This window comes from Dyadobacter sp. CY327 (genome assembly GCF_021390415.1).
GTDB lineage: Bacteria > Bacteroidota > Bacteroidia > Cytophagales > Spirosomataceae > Dyadobacter > Dyadobacter chenhuakuii.
Genome location: NZ_JAJUXJ010000001.1, coordinates 1269940 through 1291790 on the forward strand (window position 1 = coordinate 1269940; position 21851 = coordinate 1291790).

Annotated in this window: 13 protein-coding genes; all 13 read left to right on the plus strand. The window is 45.0% G+C overall.

Features of this window, described 5'->3' with window-relative positions:
* Nucleotides 1-277: 277 nt before the first annotated feature.
* Complete coding sequence (locus LZG74_RS05395; RefSeq protein WP_233796328.1) at nt 278-1525, plus strand: efflux RND transporter periplasmic adaptor subunit; 1248 nt, start codon at nt 278-280, stop codon at nt 1523-1525.
* Between the two features lie 85 nt (nt 1526-1610).
* Complete coding sequence (locus LZG74_RS05400; RefSeq protein ID WP_026632278.1) at nt 1611-2288, plus strand: ABC transporter ATP-binding protein; 678 nt, start codon at nt 1611-1613, stop codon at nt 2286-2288.
* Nucleotides 2289-2298: 10 nt separating this feature from the next.
* Complete coding sequence (locus LZG74_RS05405; protein WP_233795573.1) at nt 2299-2712, plus strand: DUF1129 domain-containing protein; 414 nt, start codon at nt 2299-2301, stop codon at nt 2710-2712.
* 10 nt (nt 2713-2722) lie between these two features.
* Nucleotides 2723-5152 carry an ABC transporter permease gene (locus tag LZG74_RS05410; RefSeq protein WP_233795574.1) on the plus strand — a complete coding sequence of 810 codons (2430 nt, stop codon included), beginning with the start codon at nt 2723-2725 and terminating at the stop codon, nt 5150-5152.
* Between the two features lie 41 nt (nt 5153-5193).
* Nucleotides 5194-7578, plus strand: a complete 2385-nt coding sequence (locus tag LZG74_RS05415) for an ABC transporter permease (protein ID WP_233795575.1) — start codon at nt 5194-5196, stop codon at nt 7576-7578.
* A 64-nt stretch (nt 7579-7642) separates the two neighbouring features.
* A complete protein-coding gene (locus LZG74_RS05420) occupies nt 7643-7870 on the plus strand; it encodes a DUF433 domain-containing protein (protein ID WP_233795576.1) in 228 nt (75 codons plus the stop codon).
* Nucleotides 7867-8235 (plus strand): DUF5615 family PIN-like protein, encoded by a 369-nt coding sequence (locus tag LZG74_RS05425; protein WP_233795577.1) that lies wholly within the window; start codon nt 7867-7869, stop codon nt 8233-8235. The genes LZG74_RS05420 and LZG74_RS05425 overlap by 4 nt, the downstream gene beginning before the upstream one ends.
* A gap of 242 nt (nt 8236-8477) precedes the next feature.
* Nucleotides 8478-10934 (plus strand): ABC transporter permease, encoded by a 2457-nt coding sequence (locus LZG74_RS05430; protein ID WP_233795578.1) that lies wholly within the window; start codon nt 8478-8480, stop codon nt 10932-10934.
* 25 nt (nt 10935-10959) lie between these two features.
* Nucleotides 10960-13380, plus strand: coding sequence for an ABC transporter permease (locus LZG74_RS05435; protein ID WP_233795579.1), 2421 nt, complete (start codon nt 10960-10962; stop codon nt 13378-13380).
* 52 nt (nt 13381-13432) lie between these two features.
* Nucleotides 13433-15847: an ABC transporter permease gene (locus LZG74_RS05440; protein ID WP_233795580.1), complete on the plus strand. Its 2415-nt coding sequence runs from the start codon at nt 13433-13435 to the stop codon at nt 15845-15847.
* 25 nt (nt 15848-15872) lie between these two features.
* Complete coding sequence (locus tag LZG74_RS05445; RefSeq protein ID WP_233795581.1) at nt 15873-18251, plus strand: ABC transporter permease; 2379 nt, start codon at nt 15873-15875, stop codon at nt 18249-18251.
* Nucleotides 18252-18584: 333 nt separating this feature from the next.
* Nucleotides 18585-18956 (plus strand): hypothetical protein, encoded by a 372-nt coding sequence (locus LZG74_RS05450; RefSeq protein WP_233795582.1) that lies wholly within the window; start codon nt 18585-18587, stop codon nt 18954-18956.
* Nucleotides 18957-19273: 317 nt separating this feature from the next.
* Nucleotides 19274-21709, plus strand: coding sequence for an outer membrane beta-barrel family protein (locus tag LZG74_RS05455; protein WP_233795583.1), 2436 nt, complete (start codon nt 19274-19276; stop codon nt 21707-21709).
* Nucleotides 21710-21851 lie beyond the last annotated feature (142 nt).

Below are 21851 nucleotides of genomic sequence, written 5' to 3' on the forward strand. Positions count from 1 at the left end.
TATAACCCGTTAAAAAGTCAGTATTTTACCCTAATAAGCATAAAAATGGCTTGTCCGCACCCGAACAAAATTGTCCGTTATCGGACATTCAAAATGGTTTTAAATAAGGTTAAGGGATTGATATTTAGTGTTTTGTATGGCTATGGCTCCTTTGGCATAGGGATTGGATAGAATAGATCAAAGTTTAACAGCGAATCCAATCACCAACAATATAATGGAAGTCAAAACACCTAACTCATCCAGCACCAGTAACAACGGTTTCACCGGGGGCTCGACAATGGATAAAATCAAACCAAAGAAATTCTGGAACACACAACGCATTGGCATAATCGCCGGCAGCACGCTGCTGATTGCCTTTTTAGTATATCAATTTTTCTTTGCCGATAAACGCAGCAAGCTCAATGTGGAGCAAGATAAACTGACAGTTTCAACGGTTAAGCAAGGCAAATTCGACGAATTCATTGTGGTAACCGGCGTTGTGCAGCCATTGAAAACAATTCAATTGGATGCCATTGTAGGCGGATATGTTACCGAGAAACTTATTGAAGGCGGTAACATGGTAAAACAAGGCGATGTACTTTTAAGATTGGAAAACCAAAACCTGAAACTAAGCTTTCTACAATCAGAAACGGAGGCGAGCCGACTGGTAAATGATCTTCAGAATACACGCCAGAGCCTGCGTATTGCCCGGTTTAACCTGCAAAAGACATTAAGCGAGCTCGATTTTCAGATCGATCAGGCGAAGGATGCACATGAGCGGAATGCTAAGCTTTACAAGGATAAAGTGATTCCGGATGCAGATTATTTGAAAACAAAAAGAGAATTTGATCGCCTGACCAAGCAGCGCGAGATTGAAGTTGAATCGCAGAAATATCAGGAAGAAAACTCCAAAATGCAGATCGCGCAGCTAGAAGGAACATTGGCCAGCACGCAGAAAAACGTGAACCTTTGGAGACAAACGCTTGAAAACCTTTCGGTTAAGGCACCCGTTTCCGGCTTGCTTTCTTCTATGAATGTGGAAGTGGGATCGAACATTAACCAGGGCCAGAACATTGGACAAATCGATGACCTGAACGGTTTCAAGATGCGTGTAAGCGTGGATGAACATTATATTTCGAGGATCTTTGCTGGCTTGATGGGTTCTATGGAATTCAATGGAAAAGATTACGGATTAAAGATCATCAAAATTTATCCGGAGGTTTTGAGCGGAAGATTTGAAGTGGACATGCAATTTGATAAAGGCGCTCCCGAATTGATCAAGAGAGGCCAGTCGGCTCCGATTCGTCTGCAATTGGGACAACCTTCACAAGCAACATTGCTCCCGGTGGGTGGATTCTTCTCCGAAACTGGCGGAAACTGGGTATATGTGGTGGGTGAGGACGGCAAGCGTGCTTCGAAACGTAAAATTACATTGGGCCGCAAAAACCCTGAGTATTTCGAGGTTCTGGAAGGTTTGCAGCCAGGTGAGAAAGTGATCACAAGCTCATACGAGAACTTCGGGGACAATGAAGTACTGGAATTTTAGGAATCAGACTCTATTAGTAATCAATTCAATCAATCATAAAAGGCCCATAGCCCTCAGCTGAAAGCCGATAGCCAAAGAAAACCCAATGATCAAAATTAGCAACCTTCATAAGATCTTTTCTACCGAGGAAGTAGAAACCACTGCCCTGAACGGCATTGACATGGATGTAAAAGACGGCGAGTTTGTCGCTATCATGGGACCATCCGGTTGTGGTAAATCTACCTTACTGAACATTCTCGGTCTGCTTGACAACCCTAGTGAAGGCTCCTACGAATTCTACGGCACAGAAGTAGCCAAGATGTCGGAAAGGCAGCGCGCACAAATCCGTAAAGGTAACATTGGATTTGTATTCCAGAGTTTTAACCTCATCGACGAACTGACTGTTTATGAGAACGTTGAACTTCCATTGCTTTATCTGAAAACACCGCCAGCCGAACGCAAGGAGAAAGTAGAAGCAGCATTAACCCGCATGAACATGATGCACCGCCGCAATCACTTTCCACAGCAACTTTCCGGGGGGCAGCAGCAACGTACGGCCATCGCCCGCGCCGTTGTGGCCACACCAAAAACAATCCTTGCGGATGAGCCTACGGGTAATCTCGACTCCAAAAACGGGGAAGAAGTAATGAACCTCCTGAGCCAGCTGAATGCAGCAGGGACCACCATTCTAATGGTAACGCACTCACCATATGATGCCGGTTTCGCACACCGTATCGTCAACTTGTTCGACGGCAAGATCGTGACCGAAAAAGTGCACGTTTAGCGCAGGCGCCATGAAAAGAATCCTTACAATCCTCCTCGCCGGCGCAAGTACGCTGGCGATCGCACAAAAGAGAATGAGCCATAGCCACGTGCTTCCAGCTCCGCCTGCGCCTGTTGCGCCTTCCGCTCCGGCCGCACCTCACGCGCCGGTTCTGTATTCTTCCGCAGATGCCAAAGCGCAAATCTGGATCTCCGACGATGAAAACCAGCAGCACGCTACGATCATTGGCGACAATGGTTATTCCAAACAAGTGAGGTTTAGTAAGGAATCGGGAGAGCTGTTTTTGCAATACAAATTCAGCAAACGGAATGAAGAATTTATCTACGAAAAAACGGTGAATGCAGCGGAGAAATCAGAGGAAGAACGCCAGCAGATCATTGACCACTTCGAGATTGAAATAGAGCTTCCCGGACGGGGCATTTAAAACAACGGACATGCTGCAGAATTACATTAAGATCGCGTGGCGGAACCTGCGTAAGCATAAGTTTTACTCATTCCTGAACATTTTCGGATTGGCACTCGGCCTTGCAAGCTGTTTGCTGATTACGCTTTATGTGTTGGATGAGCTCAGTTTTGATAAGTCTTTTGAACACGCAGACCGTATTCACAGGGTCAATGCAGACATTCGTTTCGGTGGGGCAGATATGGCGCTTGCCGTTGCGCCCGATCCGCTCGCATTTACATTAAAGAAGGATTATCCACAGATTGAACAGGTTGTGCGGCTTCGTGAGAATGGAAGTCAGCTTGTACGCCGGTCCGAGGGCACCGAGAACCTGAAAGAAGATCAGGTATGCTTCGCAGATTCAACATTTTTCAAGGTGTTTTCTCTTCCGTTAATCATGGGTGATAAAGAAAAGGCCTTGAAAGATCCTTATACTGTGGTGATCTCGGAAAGCAATGCGCTCAAATATTTTGGGAAAGAAAATCCGATGGGTAAGGGTTTAATAATTGATAATGACCAGACTTACACGGTAACAGGCGTGATGCAGGACATTCCCGCGCAGTCGCATTTGCGGGACATGAATATGCTGCTGTCCATGAGCTCGAATCCTGAAAGTCGGCTGAATGGCTGGGGAAGCCATAATTTTAACACTTATTTATTGCTTAAAGAAGGTGTCGATCCCAGGCAGTTCGAAAAGAACTTCGAAACTGTTTTGCAAAAACACACAGCCAAATGGCTGGTAAGCTTCATGGGTGCATCGCTGGATGAGATTCGCAAGTCGGGCAGTTACTTGCGTTACTCGCTTATTCCGCTGACTGAAATCCATTTGCATTCAGACCGTACGGCTGAGATTAATGTGAATGGCAATATTCAATACGTATATATATTCGCGGTTGTTGCTTTGTTCCTCCTGACCATTGCTTGTGTTAATTTTATGAACCTGGCAACGGCCCGCTCCTCAAACCGGGCAAAAGAAGTCGGCGTCCGCAAAGCGCTGGGTTCGGAGAGATCTTCGCTGGTCAACCAGTTTCTTACGGAATCGGTCATGCTTAGTTTTTTTTCACTGGCATTGGCTGTTGCGCTGGCATATTTCGCTCTTCCGCTTTTCAATAATCTGGCAGGCAAGCAAGTCAAATTTCCGATTGGCGAGGTTGGATTTTGGATAACATTATTGATTACGGGCGGTGTTGTGGGTGTTCTTGCAGGGAGCTATCCTGCATTTTTCCTGTCGGCCTTCAACCCACTGAAAGTTTTGAAAAATAGCGTAGAGCTGCAAGGAAAGGGAGGCTATTTGCGCAATGCACTCGTTGTTTTTCAATTTGTGATCTCGGTCATGCTGATTGTTGGCACCGGTGTTATTTATCGTCAGCTAAATTTTATACAAACTAAAAAACTGGGCTTTAATAAGGATCAGATGTTGATCGTGAACGACGCTTATGCTCTCGATAAGCAGGTTACGGCATTCAAGGAACAGGTAATGCGACTTCCGAATGTGGAAAATGCCACGGTAACAAGTTTCCTGCCAACGCCATCGTCACGTACAGATAATACATTTTTTCCGGCTGGCCAGATGCAGCAAGACAAGGGCATTAGTATGCAGAACTGGGCCGTTGATTATGATTTTATAAATACTATGGGATTGCAAATGGCAAACGGTCGACCATTCCAGGAAGAATTCCCTTCGGATTCATCCGGCATTATTATCAACGAGGCCGCTGCAAAAGTGCTCGGGTACGCTGAGCCCATTGGGAAGAAGATATTCGGATATGCAGATCAGAAGATGAAACAACGCATTGATTATACGATCATTGGCGTTGTAAAGAACTTTCATTTTGAATCATTAAAGAAAAATATTGGTGCATTGAGCCTGGTGCTTTCGCGCAGCAACGGAACAGTCGTCTTCAAATTGAATGGCGGCGATGTGGCCCAAACCGTTGATCAGGTGGAGCAACTCTGGAAGAAAATGGCTCCCGGGCAGCCGTTCAGTTACCGGTTTATGGACGAAGATTTCAACAATGTTTACCGCAGCGAGCAGCGCGTAGGGCAGATCTTCATCACATTCGCAACGATTTCGATCATTATCGGCTGTCTGGGATTGTTTGGTTTGTCGGCTTACACGGCTGAGCGGCGCACAAAGGAAATCGGTGTGAGAAAGGTGCTTGGTGCGAGCGTTGCCAACATTGTCGCTTTGCTTTCAAAAGAATTTTTAAGGCTGATCATTATCGCGATCCTGATCGGCATCCCTATCGCCTGGTTTGGGATGAACCTATGGCTCAACGATTTCGCCTATCACGTAGACCTGGCCTGGTGGATGTTCCTGGCTGCCGGGGCGATTGCTATCACCATTGCGTTGCTAACCGTTAGTTTTCAAAGCATTAAGGCCGCACTTATGAACCCGGTGAGGAGTCTGCGGAGTGAGTAGGGGCGCTTAAAGAGGTAAGTCAACATTCATACCCAAAAGCCATGATCAAAAACTATCTGAAAATTGCCGTTCGTAGTTTGATGAGGAATAAGGTTTTCTCCTTTATCAATATTGCCGGGCTTTCGCTCGGGCTTACTTGCTGCATGCTTATTGTGCTATATATCAAGGATGAAGTCAGTTTTGACCGGTTTCAGGCACATAAGGATCAGCTTTTCCGCATAAAGGTAACCCTGTCGGACAGCCGTGAGACACGGACGCTCGGCAGTACAAATGCCATTCACGGGCCGAGCTTTAAAGCGGAGATTCCGGAGATTAAGGAGATTGTGAGGGCGCAGAGCAACACGTTTGTGACGAGGAAAGGCAATGAGCTGCTGAGCGAAGATGTGCTGTTTGCTGATAACAATTTCTTCACAGTTTTTTCGATACCGCTGGTTGCAGGCGACCCTGGAACGGTGCTGTCCAATGTCAATTCGATAGTTCTGACAGAAGAAATAGCTGAGAAATACTTCAATACAACGGATGCGGTTGGCAAGACAATGGAGTTGAAAATCGGCGATACTTTTGAGAAGCTGGTTGTATCCGGCGTGGCCAAAAAGTGCCCGCAGAATTCTTCAGTGCAGTTTGGTGCTGTGATCCCATTTGAGTTGCAGGTCGTGAGAGGCTGGACGGACAAAGATTGGCTGGGTTTTTATATGAACACATTCGTTTTGTTGCATGATAAAGCCAGTTACCAGGCCGTTATTCCTAAACTAAATCAGGTTTTCAAAAGCAAATCAGCCGAGGAAATCAGCAAGATCAAGGACTTTGATCAAAAGATCAATTTTAGTCTGCAACCGTTCCTGGAAATCCATCTCGACAGCGAAGTAAGCGACTTGCGAAATGGCCTCGGACGCGGCAGCAGCGCTATTTACAGTTATATCTTATCTGGCATAGCCATTTTCATCCTGCTGATCGCATGCATTAATTTTGTAAATCTAACTGTTGCCCGTTCCCTGAAAAGAGCCAAGGAAATCGGCATCAGGAAGGTTGTGGGAAGTCAGCGGAAGCAATTGATTTACCAGTTTCTGGGTGAATCATTTATTCTTTCGTTTGTGGCATTTGTCTTTGCAATTGTTCTGACGCTTGCTGTTTTGCCTACGTTCAACGAGCTGGCCAATAAGCAATTGGCATTGTCATATTTACTGGATAGCAAGCTGGTTTCCGGATATTTTGCATTGTTCCTCGTAACAGGGGCAGTGGCAGGCTTTTATCCCGCATTGGTGCTCTCCGGATTCAGCCCGGCGCAGACATTATACAACCGGACCAGGCTGACACAGAAAAACTATCTGACCAAAGGTCTGGTCGTTTTTCAGTTTGCATTGTCCGTTTGTCTTGTCATCGGAACAATTGTTATTTATTCACAATTTAAATATTTGACAAATAAGGACTTAGGTTATAACGATAAAAATCTGATGAGTTTCAGCCTGGGTCGGGGCCAATCCGGTGAGAAGTATCTGGCTGTGGTGAAAGAAGAACTTGAAAGCATTGCAGGCATAGAAGAGGTTGCAGCATTTAACGGAAATTATAACGGAACACTGGCCAATATCGAAACCGGGAAAATGAATTTTGGATACATCGGCGTGGACGATAATTTTCTTAAAACCTTGGGAATTTCGGTCGTTAGGGGACGTAATTTCTCGAAAAGCTTTCCTTCTGATCCTGTGCAGTCTGCGGTTGTGAATGAAGCATTTGTGAAAAAGGCCGGATGGCAGAATCCGGTTGGGAAGCAAATTAATTTTGAATGGAAGAATCAAAAATTGACGGTCATCGGCGTAGTCAAAAATTATCATTATGCCTCGCTGAAAGACACAATCCAGCCGCTGTTGATGACGCAGGATCCTAATTATGGGTTAAGCACCTTATTTCTCAAACTGAGTAATGGGAACACTGTGGAAACCGTAAAAACGGTTGAAAAAATATTCCGCAAATATGTCCCATTTATGCCGTTTGAATATCAATTTGAGGATGCGAAAAACCTGAAACGCTACGAGTCGGAAGCGAAGTGGAAGGAAATGATCACATTAGCAGCCATGCTGTCCATTTTTGTTTCCTGCATCGGGCTATTTGGCCTGGCAACGTTCAATGCGGAAACGCGGGTGAAGGAAATCGGCATCAGAAAAGTGCTGGGAGCGTCCGCCGCCAGCATAGCAGCATTGCTATCTTCTGATTTCATCAAACTTGTCCTGGTTGCCATAGTCCTTGCCTTGCCCTTTTCCTATTACGCGGCAGACACCTGGTTACAGGATTTCCCTTACCGCATTGTCATTTCCTGGTGGTATTTCGCCGTCGCCGCCCTATTAGCCATCACCGTCGCCCTGTTAACCGTAGGCTATCAAAGCATCAGAACAGCATTGATTAATCCGGTTGAGAGTTTGAAGAATGAGTAGAGGTTTGGGATTAGGCAAATTTTGGAATATTGGTTAATTTTGAGAAGAACTGAATTCAAAGCTTATGATCTTAGACCGAATAACATTTGATCCGAACATGATGGGGGGGAAGCCTTGCATCCGCGGAATGCGGGTTACGGTTGGAACGCTCGTGGGCCTTGTAGCCTCGGGGAGCACTTTTGATAACATTTTGCAGGCTTACCCTTACATAGAGATCGAGGATATTAAACAAGCATTATCATATGCAGCCTGGCGGTCGGAGGAAATCGAAATGCCTTTTCAAGCTGCATGAAGATCTTGATTGACATGAACTTGTCGCCACACTGGGTTGAATTCTTTGCTGGTAAGCAAGTTCATGCAGTCCATTGGTCGGCGGTAGGAAAAGCGACAGATCAGGACGATATTATTTTTGAATATGCGCGGCTGAACGGTTACCTTGTCTTTACAAATGATCTGGATTTCGGATCGATTTTAGCCGCGACTAATGCCACAAGTCCGAGTGTTTTTCAAGTCAGAAGTCAAAGTTTACTGCCGCATTTGATTGGGGAGACGGTAGTAGCGTGCTTATCCCAATATTCCCTCTACCTGGAAGAAGGTAGTTTGGTAACACTGTATGAACAGCGGGCGAAAGTTCGGATCCTACCTCTTCGCACCTGACTTTTTCTAATAAAAATCTAACCAGTCCATTACCGAACAAAAGTGTCCGAAACCGGACACTTTTGTTGTTTTAAATTAGATATAATGAATTGATAATGAGTGAAATATGATGCTTATCCGTGTCGTGGTATAATTATTCAATAGACTCAAATATCTATTTAGCTATGAAAAATAAAATATCCTCTGCACCTCATGAAAATGAGCGCGTTTGTGGGGTCAAGATTAATTAAGGAAAACTAGCCATGATTAAAAATTATTTGAAAATTGCCTGGCGGAATGTGCTTAAAAGTAAGCTCTTTTCCGCCATTAATGTGTTTGGACTATCCGTTGGGATGACTTGCTGCATGCTGTTGCTGCTATACATCCAAAGTGAGATCTCTTTTGACAAACAGCACGAACACATTGACGACCTGTATCTCCTGCGCAGCGAAAATGTCCAGTCCAGTGGTGAGAAAATGGATAACCCGCGCGGGCCGGCACCATATGCACAGGCTATGAAAATGGAATTTCCGGAAGTGGTGCTGGTCACCAGACTTTGGCAGAATTTCCTGGAAGACAAGTCGTTATTTACTGTAAACCAGCCGGGGCAAGGCGAAAAGTCATTCTACGAAACCAAGGGAATTCATGCAGACTCTACATTCTTTGATGTTTTTACCTACGAATTTGTCGAAGGCGATCCGCACACGTCGTTGAAAGATGCGCATTCTGTGGTCCTTTCGGAAGCTGCTGCCCATAGGCTTTTTGGAAGTGGGCCTGCGCTGAACAAGACGGTTAAAATTGGCGGGAAATCAGGGAATAATGAGAATTTCAAGGTAACCGGCGTTTTTAAAAGTCAGGAAGGGAAGTCACACATTGATGCGAATTATTTTGTCTCGCTCCAAGTGGGCTGGGTGGGCGATTACCTGCAGCAGCCTGATCTGAATTTTACGAGTAATAATATGTTTTACCATTATCTGCGTTTGAAGCCTGGCACCAGCGCAGAAAAATTTAGTGAGAAACTTCCTTCATTTATCGAAAAATATGCACGTAAGGATCTGAAAATCGCTGGTTTTGATAAAAAGCTTGCATTACTTCCGGTGAAAGACATTCACCTGTTCAGCAGGATAGATAAGATTGTTACCAGCACCACCAGCACCACTTACCTTTATGTTCTTGCTTCGATAGCGATCTTTACATTGCTGATCGCCTGCATCAATTTCATGAATCTCGCGACCGCGCGCTCGGCAAAGCGTGCCGCAGAAGTGGGAATGAGAAAAGTAATGGGTGCAGGAAAAAGTGGCTTGATCGGTCAGTTTTTGGGTGAATCCCTGGTACTCACATTCCTCGCGCTCATTGTTGCGGCCGTTTTTGTAGTTCTCTTCCTTCCTATTTTTAATCAGCTTGCGGATAAAGCATTGTCTTTATCGGAACTGTTCAAGCCTGAAATCATTGCCTCATTTGTGGTTCTGGCATTCATTACCGGCTTGCTGGCCGGGAGTTATCCAGCTTTTTATCTTTCCGTTTTCAACCCGCTGGATGTCATCAAGGGAAAATTTGTCAATTCGGTGTCCGCTACTGCATTGCGTAGAGGGCTGGTTGTGTTCCAGTTTGTGATCTCAATTGGCCTTGTTGTTGCCACGATGGTTATTCAGGGGCAAATCAAATTTATGCAGGAGCAGCCATTAGGTTTTACCAACGAACAACAAATTGTAATTCCGTTCAGAAGTGAGGAATCGCGTAAAGCGTATACTGCACTCCGTAACGAGATGTTAGAGAATAATCAAATCACCGCTGCTTCGGGAACAGCCTATTATCCGGGTATTCTCAATCCGAGTGATATGTCTGTTTTTCTGCCTGGACAAAGTGTAAATGAAGATGGATTAGTGAAAACAAACTGGGTGTCTCCCGACCTCATGGAAACCATGGGTTTCAAAATGGCGGCAGGCCGGATGTTTTCTGCCGCATTTCCGGGCGATACCAATTATAAGATTGTAGTGAATGAAGCTACATTGCGGAAGTTTGCGATCCCGCTGGAAAAGGCAGTTGGGCAGCACCTGGACTTTAATTCAGGCAACAATGCAATCAGTTCGCTCGAAATTGTAGGTGTAGTGAAAGATTTTCATTATCAGGACCTGCATAAAGTCATTGAGCCGTATGCCTTTTTTCTAAGTGCCGATGCAAATCATAATTACATTATCGCCCACGTCAATACGAAAGATGTAAGCCGGGTTGTGCCCTTTATGGAAGCCAAATGGAAGTCGCTGGTGCCTGGTGAGCCATTTACATATACATTCCTTGACCAGGATTTTGAAAGCAATTATGCTGCTGATGCACGTACAGCCAGGATTGTGAATTCATTTACGATTATTTCCATTCTGATTTCCTGTCTCGGTTTGTTCGGTTTGGCGGCTTTTGCGGCGCAGCAAAGGATCAAGGAAATTGGTGTAAGGAAGGTTTTGGGCGCTTCCATTGGTAGCATCGTGGGGTTGCTTTCAAGTGATTTTATCAAATTGGTAATTATTTCTATGCTGATTGCAACGCCGCTGACCTGGTACATTATGAATCAATGGTTGCAGGATTTTGCTTACAAAATCAGCATTCAGTGGTGGATGTTTGTGGCAGCAGGTGCATTGGCAGTCGTTATCGCCTTGGTTACTGTGAGCACACAGGCGATAAAGGCAGCGGTTACCAATCCGATTAAATCGTTAAAAAGTGAATAGAAATAAATATTAGCCTGATAATAAAATGTTCAAAAATTATCTCAAAATCGCGCTGCGTAACCTTTGGAAAAGCAAGGGTTACGCGTTTATTAATATTGTAGGCCTGTCCGTAGCATTCTGCATCAGCGCTTTCCTGTTCCTGACGGCTTACTTCCAGTTGTCATTTGATAATTTTCATAAAGACAAAGAGCGCATTTATCAAACCTATTTTATGTCCAATGATCCGGAAAAAGCGCAGGCTTCCGGCTCGATGCCTTTTCCGCTAACACCCGCATTGAAAGCGGAATTTCCGGAAATAGAAAGCATCACGAGAGTGGTGAACGGCAGTGATGTGCTGGAATACAAAGGGAAATATTTTGATAAACAAGTAATGTTTGCAGACCCGGATTTTCTGAAAATATTCACTTTCCCACTTGTAAAAGGGACGACGGAAACGGCGCTGCAAGATTTGAGCAGCATTGTCATCAGCGAGAACATGGCTAAGGCCATATTTGGAAAAGAAGATCCGATGGGCAAGTCGTTGAAAGTTGGTTTGGATGAAAATCGTAAAGAATATGTGGTTACCGGCGTTTTGAAAGATTTCCCTGAAAACTCGACAATCAAGTACGATGCATTTGTGCGAACAGAAAACGATCGGGGATATCAACATTCGAAGGAGCAGTGGGACGCGCATTCACACAGGGTATATTTAAAATTGACCCCTAATGCAGATCAAGCAGCGTTTGAAAAGCGGCTGAAACCATTTGCAGAAAAATACTTCGCAGATAATATTACCAGTTTAAAAAGAAAGGGTGCAAAGCCGGACGAAAGGGGTGACATTTTTGCAATCAGGATCCAGAGCCTGAAAAACCTTCGTTTCGATTCAAGGATATCAGGCGGAGGTGCGGCTCCGATTGCGCTTGTATATGCGCTGATGGGAATTGGTTTTTTTATTCTTCTGATCGCTTGTATCAATTTTATCAACTTAAATGTCGCCCGGTCATTCATCCGGGCGAGGGAAGTGGGTGTCCGCAAATCGCTCGGCGCATTGAAAAACCAGCTGTTTTTCCAGATCTGGGGAGAAGCTGCCGTGATCTGCTTTTTTGGCTTCCTAACCGGTGTGATACTTGCTGTTTTATTGTTACCAACCTTCAATGCCACTTTCCAAAGCAAGCTAAGTCTGGATTACATGCTGGAACCGGACAAAATTGCGCTGCTTTTGGGACTGTTTATCCTGGTAACATTGATTGCAGGCGGTTATCCGGCCTGGCAAATGTCCAAGTTCAATGCGGTGGAAGTACTGAAGGGCAAGGTAACATTGAAAAAGCCCGGCGTGCTTCGGAATTCGCTCATTATCGCGCAGTTTACATTATCAAGCTTACTGATTTGCAGCACAATAATTGCCGTTCAGCAGGTTAACCATTTGCGGACTCAACCGCTCGGATTTGATAAGGAGCAGGTGATCAGTATTCCTGTTGGTAATAAGATCAATGGCAATAAAGTCCTGCGGAGGCTGCGTAATGAGCTTGAAGGAGACCCTAATGTGCTTGCTATCAGCGGAAGTGCGGTGAACTTGGGTGTGGGCAAGGACAGAAGCACGTCCAGGAGTGTTATTGGATTTACATATAAAGAAAAAGAGGTCACAACTGACTGGCTCCCCATTGATTATGATTATCTCAAAGTGCTAAATATCAATTTGCTGGCAGGGCGGGAATTTAGTCCGGCTGTTCCAAGTGACTCGCTGGATAGGGTGATTATTACGGAAAGTATGGCTAAAATGATCCAGGAAAAGGATCCGGTCGGCAAATACTTCCAGACTGATACGGCGGGTGTCAAATATCAGATCATCGGCGTAATTCCGGACTTTACGCTCTATTCTTCCAAAAATGAGAAAAAGCCTATCACCATGCATTTAGGCGGCTCGGGGTCTGTGAATTATATCTTGGTCCGGGTTACTCCGCAGAGTGTGCGCATGGCCATGGATAAGTTGAAAAGTGTTTGGAATGAAGTCGCACCCGAAACAGAATTCACTGGAACATTTGTGGACGAAAACACCAATTCCTGGTATCGCGAGGAAGGACATTTGTCGAAAGTTTTCAGCCTTGCTTCGGGCATCGCAATTGTTCTTTCCTGCCTGGGACTGTTCGCCGTCGCATTGATCGCGATGGAGCAGCGGACCAAGGAGATTGGTGTGCGTAAAGTGCTGGGTGCCAGCATTGCGAGTCTGGTTTTTGTGTTGTCCAAAGATTTCGTCAAGCTGGTTTTGATCGCAATTGTCATTGCCACGCCGCTGGCCTGGTTCTTCATGCAGAAATGGCTTGATAATTACGCCTATCGCATTGAAATCAACCCGTTAATCTTCGTTTTAGTCGGTCTGGCAGCTATAATGGTCGCCGTAGCAACAGTAGGTTTCCAAAGCATCAAAGCCGCATTGATGAACCCGGTGAAGTCGCTGAAAAGCGAGTGATGCAGGATATAGCGCATTTGAACATTCTCCATTGAAAAAGCAATAAACAGCCATGATCAGGAACTATCTCATCACCTCTTTCAGAAATTTACGGCGTAATTGGAATTTTACTTTGATCAACATTACCGGGCTTACATTAGGGCTAGCCTGTTGTTTGCTGATCTTCTTTACCGTCCGGTATGAGCTTAGTTTTGATCGGCATCATAAATATGTGGACCGCGTTTACCGTATCCTGAAACATACGAAAGGGGAGGTGGACAAGGGCTATAACACAGGAATGCCGCTTCCGGCTTTGGCAGCATTACGGAATGATTTTCCCGAGATTCGAAATCAGGTTTCCTGCACATATGCCTTACGCGGCGCACTGGTAACGATTGGCGAAGGGACAAACAGGAAAAAGTATCCTGAGGACAATAATGCGGTTTCATTTATCGATCCCGAATATTTCAAACTATTCGATTACAAGTGGCTAAAAGGTTCTGCTGCCACTTCGCTGAACAATCCGGGCACAGTGGTGCTTTCTGAGACCCAGGCGAAAAAGTATTTTGGGAATGCGGATCCGATGGGAAAAACCATCCGGGTCGAAAACCGTAAGAATTTTATTGTTACCGGCATTATCCAGGACCCGCCTGCGACGACAAACTTCCCTTTCACAACCATGCTGTCGTTCGCGTCGCTGAAAGATTACGGCTCATTTACGAACTGGGACGACTGGCAAAGCACTTACGGCGGTGGGCAAATGTATATGATGCTGCCGGAAAATGTAAGCGAAGAAAAAATGGAGCAGCAGCTGGTTTCATTTGTCAAAAAATACAGAGAACCAAAGGATGCGGCGACCGAAGAGTTTATCCTCCAACCTGTTAATGATATTCATTTTGATACAAAAACTTCCAATTACACCGGCAGAACCATCAGCAAAGGAATGATCTGGGCAATGGTTCTGGTAGGGTTGTTTATTTTAATTACGGCTTGTGTAAACTTCATAAATCTTGCGACCGCGCAGGCGCTCAGACGTGCCAGAGAGGTGGGCGTAAGAAAAGTGTTAGGCAGCACCAAGGGGCAGTTATTAAGACAATATTTTTCAGAAACTGCGGTCATTACCTTTCTGTCTGTTATCCTCGCGCTGATCGTGGCGCAGGTTGTGCTGCCCAGCGTTGCCAACATTCTGAACATCAAGGCGGAAGGCGTTGTTTTCGTTACAGATGCTTCGGTTATGACATTTTTGGTTGTGCTGACTATCATAACGACCATTCTCGCCGGTTTCTATCCTGCAATGGTGGTGTCGGGTTACCAGCCTATCCTTGCATTAAAAGGCAAAATGCGGACGGTGGGAAGCGGGCAGGCAAATTTGCGTTCGGGACTTATTGTGCTGCAATTTACAATTTCTCAGATCGTGCTCGTCGGAACATTGATTGCTTACAGTCAGATGAAATACTTCCGTACACTGGATCTTGGTTTCCAGAAAGACGAAATCATCAGTATGCAGATTCCAAGCCAGGATCCGGGTGTTTTGGAAGGTTTGTATGCTAAGCTGGCAAATGAACCGGAGATTAAATCCATGAGTTTCAGTGCCTTTACACCCATGTCAAGGAGCAATTGGCAAACAGGTTTCAAATATGAGAATGATGCTGAATTTCTTGATTACGAGATTGTTATGCGGCCTGCGGATACGGCTTACGTGAAAACTTATGGTTTGAAGCTCATTGCCGGTCGCATGTATTTGCCGGCAGACACTATGCGGGAATATGTGGTGAATGAGGCATTTGTGAAAAAATTAGGTTTCAAAAATCCGGCTGACGCGATCGGAAAGCGGCTTACGATCGGTGGATCGGAGCATAAGCTGCCGATTGTTGGTGTGGTTAAAAACTTTAATACATATAGTCTGCACCGTGAAATTATTCCCTGCGTGCTTACCAGCGATCGAGGCAATTACCGCACATTGGGAGTTAAACTGTCGGAAAATGCGGATGCCAAGCAAATTGAAAGGATTGAAAAAGTTTGGTCAGCCACATTCCCGGATTATTTATTCAGCTATACATTTCTGGATGAAACGCTGAACAGTTTTTACGAAAAGGAGTCCAAATTGTTTGACCTGTTCAAAATCCTGACAGGAATCGCCATTTTTATCGGTTGTCTGGGCTTATACGGCGTTGTGGCTTTTATGGCTGAATCGCGGACGAAGGAAATGGGCATTCGCAAGGCGATAGGCGCGTCGGCATTTAATATTTTCAGTTTGTTTTCGGTCGATTTTATCAAATTGGTCTTAGTCGCATTGATTATTGCGTCTCCTATTGCATGGTATGTAATGAAGGGTTGGCTGGAAGATTTTACGTATCAAGTGGAGATCAGTGCCTGGTTATATGTCGTGGCTGGCATCGGGGCGGTGATTATTGCATTGGTAACAATAAGTTTTCAGAGCATCAAAGCAGCATTAGTGAACCCAGTTACATCATTAAGAAGCGAGTAACGATTCACCCAAAACTGCACAGGCAATGATCAAGAACTATTTGAAAATCGCATTCCGGAATCTCTCAAAAAACAAGATCTATTCATTCATCAACATTGCCGGGCTGGCCGTAGGCATCGCGGTTGCCATGCTAATCGGACTTTGGGTATGGGATGAGCTGTCATTTAATAAATATCACAAAAACTACGACCGGCTCACGCAAGCGTACATTAGCCAGACATTTAACGGCCAAACCGGTAGCGGAAGAGCCGTGTCGCTTCCGGCGGTTGCGGAAATGGCCAACAAATACTCGGCAGATTTTAAAAACACCTCCATGGCATCGTGGAATTTCGGGCATTTGCTGGCCAATGGGGATAAAAAAATCAACAAACCAGGCATGTGGGCGCAACCAGCCCTTCCAGAAATGCTTTCTTTGAAAATGCTGAAAGGCGATTTGAAAACGGCATTGAAAGAGCCAGGCTCGGTTGTTATCTCAGAATCGGTTGCGAAGGCGCTATTTGGTAAGGAAGATCCTTTGAATAAAACACTTAAACTGGACATTAAGAAGGATGTAAAAGTGACTGGCGTTTATGAAGACATTCCCTTCAACTCCGAGTTCAATGAGCTCAACTTGCTGCTGCCCTGGAATGATTATCTGCTTGCCGAGAATTGGGTAAAAGAGGCTCAAACGCAATGGGGAAACCATTCTTTCCAGTTTTATGCGCAGGTTGCCGACCATGCAGATATCGAAAAGGTGTCCTTAAAAATACGGGATGTGGAACTGCCGCATGCTTTTTCGAAAACGGATAAACCACAATATTTTCTGCATCCGATGAGCCGCTGGCACCTGTATTCGGATTTTAAAAATGGCAAAAATGTTGGTGGTGGCATCCAGTTTGTGTGGCTGTTCAGCATTATCGGCGTCTTTGTGCTGCTGCTGGCTTGTATCAATTTCATGAACCTCAGCACGGCGCGGTCCGAAAAGCGCGCGAAAGAAGTGGGCATTAGAAAGTCGATTGGTTCGTTGCGCAGCCAACTGATATTCCAGTTCTTGAGCGAATCGTTTCTGGTGGTTTCCTTCGCATTAATCCTCGCTATTCTTATCGTTTTGGTTGCACTTCCTGCGTTCAATGATCTGTCCGGTAAGCACGTGAGTTTTCCTTGGCAATACATTCAGTTCTGGTTGATGCTGGTCATTTTCTCATTATTTACAGGCTTGATATCAGGCAGTTATCCGGCCTTTTATTTGTCATCGTTCAATCCGCTTGCCGTTTTGAAAGGCACATTTAAAGTGGGTAAGTGGTCAGCCGTGCCGCGTAAAGTGATGGTTGTAATGCAGTTTACAGTTTCTATCACGTTAATTATCGGAACGATCATCGTTTTCCAGCAGATCCATCATGCCAAAAACAGGCCGGTCGGTTATGACAGACAAGGACTTTTACAGATCAATATTTCGCCAAATCTTTTTGGTAAATATTATCCATTGCGTGACGATTTGCTGAAATCCGGCGTGGTATACGAAATGAGCGAATCGTCAAGTCCTACGACCGGCATTTATTCCAATCAGATCGGTTTTGAATGGGAGGGAATGGAAGAAGGTTCTGTTCCTTTGTTCGGGACCATTGCTTGCACGCATGATTTTGGAAAAACAATTGGCTGGAAAATCATTGAAGGCCGCGATTTTTCGAGGGAATTCTCGACGGACACAGCAGCATTTGTATTAAATGAATCGGCTGTTAAGCTGACGGGTATAAAGGATATTATTGGTAAAACGATCCGCTTTAATGGAAAACCGAGACAAGTGGTGGGCGTTGTTAAGGATATGGTCATGCAATCTCCTTATGAGCCCGCCGTCCCGACTGTCTTTCTAATGGATTACGAATGGGCTAACCTGATTAACGTGAAGCTTTTGCCTGGCGCTCCCATAGAAAAGTCTCTCAAAAAAGTGGAAGCCATATTCAGGAAGCACGATCCGGATTCGCCATTTGAGTTCAAGTTTGCTGATGAGGAATATGAAGCTAAATTCCGGGCTGAGGAACGGATCGGAAAGTTGGCGAGAGTTTTTGCGGTGTTGGCTGTGTTCATATCCTGCTTAGGTTTATTCGGTCTGGCCGCTTATACGGCTGAGCAGAGAACCAAGGAAATCGGTATCAGAAAGGCGCTCGGCGCAAGCGTTGCGCAAATGTGGGCAATGCTCTCCAAAGAATTCGTCTATCTGGTCATCGTCTCCTGCGCCATTGCATCACCCATCGCATTGTATTTCCTGAGCGACTGGCTGAAAAAGTATGAATATCACATTGAGCTAAGCTGGGTCGTTTTCGCCGTCTCGGCCATCACTGCCATCCTGATCACGTTACTGACTGTAAGTTTCCAAGCTATCAAAGCCGCATTAATGAATCCCGTGAAGTCGCTGAGGAGCGAGTAGGGTTCTTTTTTTTCTCTCTCTCTCTCTCTCTCCCTCTCTCTCTCTCTCTCTCTCTCTCTCTCTCTCATCCCTGTCCTCCCCCGGGTTGAAACCCGGGGTTAAAAATATCCGTGCCTGACGGCACTCGTCCTGACAAGTGCCGTCAGGCACGAAAGATTTCCTGGCGCCGGGTTTCAACCCGGCTTTTATAAAAATATAAAAGCAATTCATCGGTGCGGATGGGCAGATGATCTGGTAATTGTTACAGTTTGCAGATTGCTTTTCTGGTGCGTTAAACGTTTGTGGAAAATAGGCCTCTAACCTACATGAACAAACAATTTAATATTAGAAACCATGAAAAAGACCATCTTAGCAATCGCAACCATAGTAACATTGACCATTGGTAACAGCTTCGCACAACGTTACCGGCATGAAGTTCCTGCTGTGAACAATTCGCGCGGAGACAATGCTTTGGAGGAATACCAAATCAACAAGCTGGACCAGATTGTAAAGCTGACCCGCAAGCAGGAAAACAAGATCAAAAAGATCGAAAACCACTATGACGAACTGATGTCTAACAGACGATACAGCAGTTTTCAGAATGCAAAAAGACTGGAAAAAGCTAAACAAAAAGACATTCTAGAAGTGCTGACACCCGTGCAACGCCAACGCCTGTTTGCGTACCAGAACAGCTACAATAACGGACGTTACAACCGAAGAGGTTAATCAAACCTAACCTGATTTTTTTGACTTGCTAAGTTTTGAAGGACTCTGTTTCTTCAAGACTTAGCAAGTCTTTTTGTTTTCAGGCAATCCCAATTCAGTGCTAGACGACAACTTTATGCAGCTAAAAATTAATTTAGCATAGTACCTTGCATCGCAAAGTACCTTTGTATACATTTGTTGCGTCGCCTGGGGTGCATCAAGTCAAGCGCGCCAAGGGCAAATTTCAAAATCATTTAGTGCCGGCAATTTTAAAAGAGTGAAAACTCTTACCGGAATTTCTATGCCTTTTTTTATCTGTTAGCCATAATCAATTAGCCATGAAAACTTTATTCTCAACTATTCTTGCAGCCCTGATCTACGGGCTCGTATGCATCTGTTCCGCTGCTCTTAGTCAGTCCTTGCCACCTGGCGGTAAAATTTCCGGTGCGGTATCCGACTCTGCAAGCGGAAAGCCGCTTGATTTTGTAACCGTTAATCTGATGCAAGGAAATGCCGCGGTGAAAGCTGATTTTACAAAAACCGATGGGTCCTTCGCTTTTGAGAAACTGAAACCAGGAAAATATTCAGTAGTCCTTGTAGGCGTAGGTTATCACTCAAAAACCCTGACCGCTGATCTTTCCGATAGCTTAAAAAATACAATTGACTTAGGGTTGATAGCGATTAGCCCTGCAACTGTTGGCTTGAAAGAAGTAACGGTTACGGCTTTTAAACCCATTGTAAAGCAGGAGATTGACCGCATTACTTACGATTTGCAGGCCGATCCCGAAAGCAAAGTTTACAGTGTGCTCGAAATGATGCGCAAGGTCCCTTTCCTGTCAGTGGATGGCGATGAGAACATTTACCTGAAAGGCAATGCGGACTTCAAAATTCTGATCAACGGGAAACCGTCCAGTATGGTCGAACGCAGCTATAAAGAAGTGTTGCGAAGCATGCCAGCCTCTTCCATCGAACGCATTGAAGTGATCACAACGCCGCCAGCAAAATACGATGCGGAAGGATTGGCAGGGATTATCAACATTATCACAAACAAGAAACTGGATAATGGTTACGATGGCACATTGAATGTAAGCGAACGTTTCCGCGTTGGCGGGCCGGGTTTTGGCGGGACATTTTCTGCAAAGCTGGGCAAATTTGGGATGACAGCCCTGGCCGGCGGCAGCATCTACGACACGCCGCTGACACGTACGCAGGTGGGACGGACCGCATTGGGAACGGAACCATCAGAATTGTTTCAGGAGAATTTTACACGATCAGGAAATAAGAACGGGTATATCGGATATGAGATTAGTTATGAGGTAGATAGCCTCAATTTATTAAGTGCCCAGGTGAATTTCAACGGGAGTAAATCTGATGGGTCTGGCAATCAGACTTCGGTGATCAATGTGAATGAAGAAGTGGTGGAGGGTTATCGTGTAAGAAATTACAATGACGGTCGTGGAAAGGGAATGGACGCAGCATTGAATTATCAAAAAGGCTTTAAAGCAGATAAAAACAGGCTTTTGACTTTGTCTTATCGCTACTATGGTTTTGATAATGACCAAAACAGCAACCTGCTGGTCTCCGAAAGGATTAATTATGACACACCAGATTACCGTCAGATCAACGATCAGAGCTTCTCAGAGCAGACATTTCAGGTGGATTATGTGTATCCGATTAAAAAACTGAACGTTGAAGCTGGCCTGAAAGGCATTATGCGGGATAATAAAAGTGATTTTCAATATAGCACCTACGATGCTGACCGTAAGACATTTGTGGTGAATACCGCCATGAGTAATATGTTCAATAATACGCAGAATGTTTTTGGAGCTTATAACACATATCAGTACAGTTTCAAAAACTGGGGCATAAAGGCAGGCGCAAGGATTGAGCAAACCGTCATCAATGCCGACTTTGTTTCTACCGATTCGGAAGTGAAGCAAAATTATTTCAATGTGATTCCTTCGGTTTCGATCAACAGGAAATTTAAGGATAATGTTGGTGTGAATTTTGGCTATACCCAACGCATTCAGCGTCCCGGTATTTATCAGCTCAATCCATTTGTCGACCGCACCAATCCGAGTTTCGAAAGAACAGGAAATCCGGATCTCCGGCCTGCGTTCGTGCATGATCTGCAATTGGGTTATAGTAAATCCAAAAAAGGGTCTATCAATTTTGGTGTGGGTTTTACACAATTTAAAGACCTGATTTTTGCGGTTGCCGTGTACAATCCGGAGACCGAAATCACCCGCACATCGTACGGAAATACAGGCCGGGCCAGGCTCATTAATGGAAATTTGAATATGAACTATCCGATCACCAAAAAATGGAATTTCAGCGCGAACCTGCGCATTGCGCACGGAAAAGTGACGGGCGTCGTGAACGGCGCGACCATTACTAACAGCGGTGTGATGTATCAGCTGTCAGCTTCAACGGGTTATAAGTTAGAAAAAGACTGGCGTATCAATGCAAATCTGGTTAGTATAGGACCAAGCGTGAATTTGCAAGGCACGTCCAATTCCATGATCAGCCCCTCGTTCAGTGTGAATAAGGACATTATAAAGGATAAACTCTCGTTTTCCGCCGCCGCAAATAACCCATTTACAAAATTCAGAAAATACCATACAGAAACATCCGGGCCGAATTTTACATCCTTCAACGATCGGAGAGATTACTTCCGCTACTTCAATGTAAGCCTTAATTATAAGTTTGGCCGGTTGAAAGAAGCCATCAAGAAAAACAAGCGCAGCATCAGAAACGACGATGTTCAGAATTGATGTGGCTGACTGAGACAGACTTCCGAGGTTTTAGCCAAAAAGTCTGTCTCGGCGCACAGGCGAACAACCCTGTCCGTTATCGGACAATTGCTTTCGTTTTAAATTTCTGACAATCAGCCGTTTATGTGGATGGCATACATTT

Excerpts from the sequence above, each read along its gene's own strand:
- LZG74_RS05450 (WP_233795582.1), top strand. The coding sequence starts at position 18,585 with ATGAAAAAGACCATCTTAGCAATCGCAACCATAGTAACATTGACCATT.
- LZG74_RS05435 (WP_233795579.1), top strand. The coding sequence starts at position 10,960 with ATGTTCAAAAATTATCTCAAAATCGCGCTGCGTAACCTTTGGAAAAGC.
- LZG74_RS05405 (WP_233795573.1), top strand. The coding sequence starts at position 2,299 with ATGAAAAGAATCCTTACAATCCTCCTCGCCGGCGCAAGTACGCTGGCG.
- LZG74_RS05445 (WP_233795581.1), top strand. The coding sequence starts at position 15,873 with ATGATCAAGAACTATTTGAAAATCGCATTCCGGAATCTCTCAAAAAAC.
- LZG74_RS05415 (WP_233795575.1), top strand. The coding sequence starts at position 5,194 with ATGATCAAAAACTATCTGAAAATTGCCGTTCGTAGTTTGATGAGGAAT.
- LZG74_RS05395 (WP_233796328.1), top strand. The coding sequence starts at position 278 with ATGGATAAAATCAAACCAAAGAAATTCTGGAACACACAACGCATTGGC.
- LZG74_RS05425 (WP_233795577.1), top strand. The coding sequence starts at position 7,867 with ATGAAGATCTTGATTGACATGAACTTGTCGCCACACTGGGTTGAATTC.
- LZG74_RS05455 (WP_233795583.1), top strand. The coding sequence starts at position 19,274 with ATGAAAACTTTATTCTCAACTATTCTTGCAGCCCTGATCTACGGGCTC.
- LZG74_RS05440 (WP_233795580.1), top strand. The coding sequence starts at position 13,433 with ATGATCAGGAACTATCTCATCACCTCTTTCAGAAATTTACGGCGTAAT.
- LZG74_RS05410 (WP_233795574.1), top strand. The coding sequence starts at position 2,723 with ATGCTGCAGAATTACATTAAGATCGCGTGGCGGAACCTGCGTAAGCAT.
- LZG74_RS05430 (WP_233795578.1), top strand. The coding sequence starts at position 8,478 with ATGATTAAAAATTATTTGAAAATTGCCTGGCGGAATGTGCTTAAAAGT.
- LZG74_RS05400 (WP_026632278.1), top strand. The coding sequence starts at position 1,611 with ATGATCAAAATTAGCAACCTTCATAAGATCTTTTCTACCGAGGAAGTA.
- LZG74_RS05420 (WP_233795576.1), top strand. The coding sequence starts at position 7,643 with ATGATCTTAGACCGAATAACATTTGATCCGAACATGATGGGGGGGAAG.